General features: G+C 47.3%; 5 protein-coding genes and 1 pseudogene. All 6 read left to right on the forward strand.

Annotation, left to right across the window (positions count from 1 at the left end; translation table 11 throughout):
• Positions 1-423: 423 nt before the first annotated feature.
• Complete coding sequence (locus tag HMPREF1144_RS14100) at positions 424-1,569, forward strand: MlaE family ABC transporter permease (protein WP_001325018.1); 1,146 nt, start codon at positions 424-426, stop codon at positions 1,567-1,569.
• A gap of 5 nt (positions 1,570-1,574) precedes the next feature.
• Positions 1,575-2,366, forward strand: a complete 792-nt coding sequence (locus tag HMPREF1144_RS14105) for an ABC transporter ATP-binding protein (RefSeq protein ID WP_001325019.1) — start codon at positions 1,575-1,577, stop codon at positions 2,364-2,366.
• A 1-nt stretch (position 2,367) separates the two neighbouring features.
• Entirely contained in the window at positions 2,368-3,306 is a 939-nt protein-coding gene (locus HMPREF1144_RS14110) for an MlaD family protein (protein WP_000449980.1), read from the forward strand.
• The gene (locus HMPREF1144_RS14115) at positions 3,306-3,947 is read left to right on the forward strand and encodes an ABC-type transport auxiliary lipoprotein family protein (RefSeq protein WP_000948259.1); all 642 of its coding nucleotides are present in this window, start codon (positions 3,306-3,308) and stop codon (positions 3,945-3,947) included. The genes HMPREF1144_RS14110 and HMPREF1144_RS14115 overlap by 1 nt, the downstream gene beginning before the upstream one ends.
• 347 nt (positions 3,948-4,294) lie before the next feature.
• A complete protein-coding gene (locus HMPREF1144_RS14120) occupies positions 4,295-5,572 on the forward strand; it encodes a serine dehydratase subunit alpha family protein (RefSeq protein WP_001515737.1) in 1,278 nt (425 codons plus the stop codon).
• An 81-nt stretch (positions 5,573-5,653) separates the two neighbouring features.
• Positions 5,654-6,172, forward strand: a pseudogene (locus tag HMPREF1144_RS14125) (PLP-dependent transferase); the annotation flags it as partial.
• Positions 6,173-6,231 lie beyond the last annotated feature (59 nt).

Raw genomic sequence — 6,231 nt, forward strand, 5'->3', positions numbered from 1 at the left:
GTGCAGCTCCATCAGCAAAAGGGGATGATAAGTTTATCACCACCGACTATTTGCAACAGTGCCGGCAGATTTACCCGCTGATCTGGTTACACAGGCCAGTGCTTCTATCAGTGAAACCATTCAGGTGGTCAATAGCCTTGGTGGGGACGAGCATCTACTGAGCAGCGCCAAACTGGCCTTTTCTGCCTCACATAGTCTGGTATTAGGTACTGCCAGCGTACTGTTAATTCTGCTGGCGGTAGTCGTTTGGTTTACCCTGCCAGAGAGGAAAATACGGCAATTGGGCAAACAGCGTGCCACACCTCACTGATTAGGGTGTGGTTAACACTTCATTAATTAAACAGTCATTACTCTTACTTAACTGTGTGATATACCTATTTAGGGTTTGAAACATTAGAGTTTGAAATAGGTAAGGTCTGAGCAATGACTGAGCAAACGTCCCCCGCACAACTTGATCTCGATAGCGCGGCTCAGCCCCCCAGAGTTTATATCCGGGGGGACTGGGTGTTGGCGCATTACTGCGTTTTGGAGCCGCGCGTTGCGCAATTGCGCGCTAATATGCCCAGTGGGGGGGTATTTGATCTCAACCAACTGGGGGCGTTAGATACCGCCGGTGCAACGTTGTTAGCTCTGCTTCTGGGTGAGGACCGTGTAGCAAATTTACGCGAACTTGCGCCTAAATTGCCAGAAGAGCGGAGGATATTACTTGAAACGGTAAGCCATGTATTGCCTGACTTAACCCCTGAGTTGTCTGAAAAACCCACACGGTTTTGGCTTGAGATGCTGGCTAATACCGGCCGTTCGGTAGATAACTTATGGCAAGATATTAAGTCACTATTGGGCTTTATTGGTCTGGCGCTGGAAACCTTGCTGGGAACACTTTTTCGCCCCTCCCGCTGGCGCATTACCTCATTAATTGCCAATATTCAACAGATTGGCCTCAATGCTGTGCCGATCATTATGTTGCTCACCTTTTTGGTGGGGGCAGTTATCGCCTTTCTCGGTGCAACCGTACTCACTACTTTCGGCGCGGGCATTTTTACCGTCGATTTGGTGGTATTTTCTTTTCTACGTGAATTTGCGGTACTGCTTACCGCGATCCTGATGGCAGGGCGAACAGCCAGTGCTTTTACCGCTGAAATTGGCTTGATGAAAGCCAATGAAGAGATTGATGCTATCCAAACACTGGGCTTGAATCCGGTCGAACTGTTGGTGCTACCGCGCGTCTTGGCACTATTGATCTCTCTGCCGATGCTAACCTTTATTGGCATGGTTTGCGGTATTTTCGGTGGCATGGTGGTGTGTGCCTTAACACTGGATATCTCTCCCACTATGTTTTTGTCGATTATGCAAAACAGTAATGGGTTGCAGCATTTTCTGGTGGGAATAAGTAAAGCCCCTATTTTTGCTTTCCTGATTGCTATTATTGGCTGTCTGGAGGGGTTCAAAGTAACCGGTAGTGCTGAATCAGTCGGGGTTCATACCACCACCAGTGTGGTGCATTCGATCTTTGTGGTGATTTTGCTTGATGCCGTGGCAGCGCTATTTTTCATGGAAATGGGGTGGTGAGCCAAATGACGCAAGATGCAATCATTCAAATTCGCGATCTGGTTAACTGCTTTGGCGTACAGTGCGTGCATCAAGGGTTGAATCTTGATGTTAAGCGCGGCGAAGTTCTTGGCGTGGTTGGTGGCTCGGGTACCGGTAAATCTGTTCTGTTACGCAGTATTGTTGGGTTACGTCGTCCGACTGACGGGAAAATTCATGTTTTTGGCAAGGATTTAATGGCACTGTCAGGTCAATCCCGCGCCATGGTCGAGCGCCGATTCGGCGTATTATTTCAACGAGGCGCACTGTTCAGTTCTCTAACCGTGACCGAGAACGTGGCATTACCATTAATAGAAAACGCCGGATTACCCCGGTCTGAGGCTGAGCGATTGGCTCAGGTTAAACTGGCACTGGCTGGGCTACCGCCGGGCACTGGCAGTAAGTATCCAGCATCTCTGTCGGGTGGTATGGTCAAGCGTGTTGCGCTAGCCCGTGCCTTAGCACTGGACCCGGATATTCTGTTTCTTGATGAACCGACTGCGGGTCTTGATCCCATTGGTGCGGCGGCGTTTGACAGTTTGATCCGCACCCTGCGGGATGCCCTCAATCTAACGGTATTCTTGGTGACCCACGATCTGGATACGCTGTATACACTGTGTGATCGTGTGGCGGTGCTTTCGCAGAAAAAAGTGCTGGTGGTTGATACTCTGGATAAAGTTGCAGCGACTGATGATGGCTGGATTCAGGCGTATTTTCATGGCCCACGTGGCCGGGCTGCTTATCAGGCAGCGGCAATTAACAGTGGAGAGAGGTTGTAATATGGAAACCCGTGCTCATCATGTCGTTATTGGTTTGTTCACTCTTATTGTGGTGAGTGCCGCGCTGCTGTTTTGCCTATGGCTGACAAATTCCGGTTCTGATCGCCAGTTCAGATTGTACGATATCGTTTTCAATGAGCCTGTGAGTGGCCTGTCACAGGGTAGCACCGTTCAGTACAGCGGGATTCGAGTCGGTGAGGTGACGCAATTACGCCTGGACCGAGACAATCCGAATAAGGTTTGGGCACGTATTCGCGTTTCTGCATCTACTCCGATACGCGAAGATACCCAAGCTCGTCTCACCGTCGCGGGTATTACCGGCACCTCAAATATTCAATTCAGCAGTGGCAGCCAGACCAGCCCGTTGCTGGAGGGCAAAGATGACGAGGTTCCTATCATTATTGCTACCCCTTCGCCGATGAGCCAGTTACTGGCTAACGGTGAGAATTTCATGACCAATGCGAATGAAGTGTTGGTGCGTTTGAACCAGTTGCTGGCACCGGATAACCAGCAGCGCCTAGTAACGACACTGGATAATCTCGCGCTGGTCACCCAAACTGTGGCTGATCAACGTGGTGATCTCCGTACCCTGTTGCAGCAGTTGGCGCAGGCCAGTAAACAGGCTAATGAGACACTGACTCAAACCAATCGCCTGCTGCGTAATGCTAACGGCTTAATGGATGGGCAGGGGAAACAACTGGTCAGTGATGCCGCCAAAACCATGGCATCGTTGCAAAATACCAGTACCATCCTCAATAAATTGGTGAGTGAAAATAAAACCTCACTCAATAACGGGATGCAAGGGATGAATGAGCTGGGGCCGGCAGTAGATGAGCTGCGCAGAACATTAGCGACATTACGTGCCGCCGTTTCTCGTTTGGAAGAAAACCCAGCGGCCTTGTTGCGCGGCCGTGAAAGAACACAGGAGTTTACGCCTTAATGCTCTCTTTTAATGTGATGCGCTATGCAGGCCGCCGCGTGTGGCTATTGATGATATCCGGGGGGGCGATACTGCTCTCTGCCTGCACCATTTTACCTTCGGCCCCTGTATCACAAGTTTATCTTCTGCCGGTGCCACCTGCAGTCAGTGTGCCACACGCGCAGACAGTAAACTGGTCATTACGGGTTTCACAACCGGCGACGAACCAGTTTCTTAATAGCTCACGCATAGCGGTGCAGCCTCAGGGCCAGGAGATTGCGGTTTATAAAAACTCCCGTTGGAGTGATTCGGCGCCGATTTTGGTGCGCAATCGTCTTATTCAGGCGTTCCGTAGCGATGGGCGAATCCGTGCAGTCAGTAGCGACGATGATAGCTTGCAGGCTGATGTGGAGTTGAGTGGTGATCTGTCCGCGTTCCAAGGGGTATACCATGTTGGTAGCAGCGAAGTGCTGATCCGTTTTGATGCTCGGCTGGTAAGAATTTCAGATCGTAGGATTATTGCGACTCGCCAGTTTGACATTCGCCAACCGATAAAAGGTAACGAGATGAACGAGGTGGTTCAGGCCTTTGGCCTGGCCAGTGACCAGTTAGCCACTCAAGTGCTCAACTGGACGATGCAGCAATCCCCTGCGCAGGGTTGATATCTAAACCAGCACCGGTTGGTTTTATCTGAGGCGAGTTGGCAGTAGCTAACTCGCCTTTTTTATCGTCTAGTTTAATGATTCAAGGCGAATAATTGCGTCTAAGGGGAAAATATTCTCTTTATTGTTTTGTGATTAGTATCTCATTGAGTAAGGGATTAATGGTGTTTGAGTTATCTATTTCATTGTTTTTAATATGTTTTTATTTAAATTGTTCTGTGGTTATCTTTTTTGTTAAAGAGAACAATATTCTCCAAGCATTAAAAACAACAAGAAAATAGGAAAAGTATTTCTCCCCGTAAAACCCTAAGATAAAAATAATCCAAATCACTGATTAATTACTTCAAATGCAAAAAATAACACATCAACAATTACTCGATTGGTTGAAAAAGGAAGTGAAACTTTCATTAGGTTGTACTGAGCCTATTGCTATTGCGTATGCTGCCGCAGTGGCTGCTAAATATCTCAACGCACCGATATTAAAAATAACGGGGAATATATCGGAGAATCTGTATAAAAATGCGATGGGAGTCACTATTCCGGGAACAAGCTATTGCGGAGTCACTCTTGCGGCGGCAATAGGGGCTATTGGTGGTAACGCGGATGCCGATTTAGAAGTATTAAAAGATATTACTGCGACACAAATTACCGAAGCCTATATATTTAATGAATCAGGTAACGTGTGTCTAAACGCAGTAGATGCTACGGATTTTATTTTTATCGATATTACGCTATATAGTCTTAGTGATCAGTGCCGGGTAGTGATTCAAGGTAGCCATACTAATGTCACTGAAGTTTATATTAATAATATAAAGCAAATATTAGTCCGAGACCTAATTGCCGCCAATGATAGTGGGGTACTACCCGAATTTTCCCTTAACGACGCATTTAAATTTGTAACCGATGTCGCCGCTAAAGACATCATGTTTATGCTGAAAAGTGCTGAGATTAATACCGCGCTTTCTGACGAGGGGCAAAGGAAGAACTATGGTTTGAACGTGAGTGGCGCGTTGTCGCAAGCCAGAAAAAATGGCTTTATCAGCACTGACTTACTGAGTCAAATGTTGATCAACACCACTGCGGCATCAGATGCCCGTATGGGCGGCGCACCCTTACCCGCGATGTCAAATTATGGCTCTGGTAATCAGGGGATTACCGTGACAATGCCGGTAGTGACACTTGCCCGACATCTTAATACAGATGATGAAACACTGGCCCGGGCATTAGCGTTGGCCCATCTAGCCGCAATCTCAATTCATATGCGTTATACCCGATTGTCTGCATTGTGTGCGGCGTCAACGGCAGCAATGGGGGCGGCGGCAGGTATGAGTTGGTTATTGACCCAAGATTTTCAAACTATCTCCTACGCGGTCAGTAATATGATCAGTGATATTAGTGGCATTATTTGCGATGGTGCATCAAATAGTTGTGCCATGAAAGTGTCTACCGCTACCGCCTGTGCATTTAAGTCGGTGTTGATGGCGCAACAAAATAGTGTTGCAGGGGAGCGTGATGGCATTGTTTCCTGCGATGTTGAAGGTTCTATCAATAATTTATGTAAATTAGTGTTATCGCCAATGAGGCAAACAGATAAAGAAATTATCAGTATAATGACACGTAAATAAATATTACGGTTTAACCGCGTGGCCTAACGTCATTATTAATAATGATCGGCGGGCTATCGTTAAAATTTAAAGGGACAAATAATGAGCAAATCAAAATCGATCGCGACTCTGGTTATCCATGCCGGAGATCAAGTTGACCGGGGCAATAATGCTATTTTTCCACCGATTACTACCGCCAGTTCCTTCATTCAGCCAAATTTAGGCGAAGAAGGGGAGTTTTGTTATTCCCGTTGCAGTAACCCGACAAGATATGCATATGAAACCGCCTTGGCTGAGTTGGAAGGAGGTATCTATGCTACGGCAACCGCTTCCGGTATGGCAGCAACTGCACTTATATTGGAATTGCTACCTAAGGATTCCCATGTATTAGTAATGAAAGGGGTCTATGGCGGTACTTATCGGTTGTTTGAACGTCTGCGTAAACAAACTTCAGGTACGACATTCAGTTATGTCGATCTTAATGATCTGGCGTCAGTAGAGCGCCATATTCAAGAGAATACAGGTCTAATCTGGATCGAAACGCCCACTAACCCACTGTTGGAATTAGTTGATATTGAAGCAGTATGCCAGGTTGCCAAAAGCAGGGGCATAATGAGCTGCGGGTGATGCTGCCAACTTACTGATTTAGTGTATGATGGTGTTTTTGAGGTGCTCCAGTG

The organism is Klebsiella sp. OBRC7, from assembly GCF_000293135.1.
Taxonomy (GTDB): Bacteria; Pseudomonadota; Gammaproteobacteria; order Enterobacterales; family Enterobacteriaceae; genus Klebsiella; species Klebsiella michiganensis.

Excerpts from the sequence above, each read along its gene's own strand:
- HMPREF1144_RS14100 (WP_001325018.1), top strand. The coding sequence starts at position 424 with ATGACTGAGCAAACGTCCCCCGCACAACTTGATCTCGATAGCGCGGCT.
- HMPREF1144_RS14110 (WP_000449980.1), top strand. The coding sequence starts at position 2,368 with ATGGAAACCCGTGCTCATCATGTCGTTATTGGTTTGTTCACTCTTATT.
- HMPREF1144_RS14120 (WP_001515737.1), top strand. The coding sequence starts at position 4,295 with ATGCAAAAAATAACACATCAACAATTACTCGATTGGTTGAAAAAGGAA.
- HMPREF1144_RS14105 (WP_001325019.1), top strand. The coding sequence starts at position 1,575 with ATGACGCAAGATGCAATCATTCAAATTCGCGATCTGGTTAACTGCTTT.
- HMPREF1144_RS14115 (WP_000948259.1), top strand. The coding sequence starts at position 3,306 with ATGCTCTCTTTTAATGTGATGCGCTATGCAGGCCGCCGCGTGTGGCTA.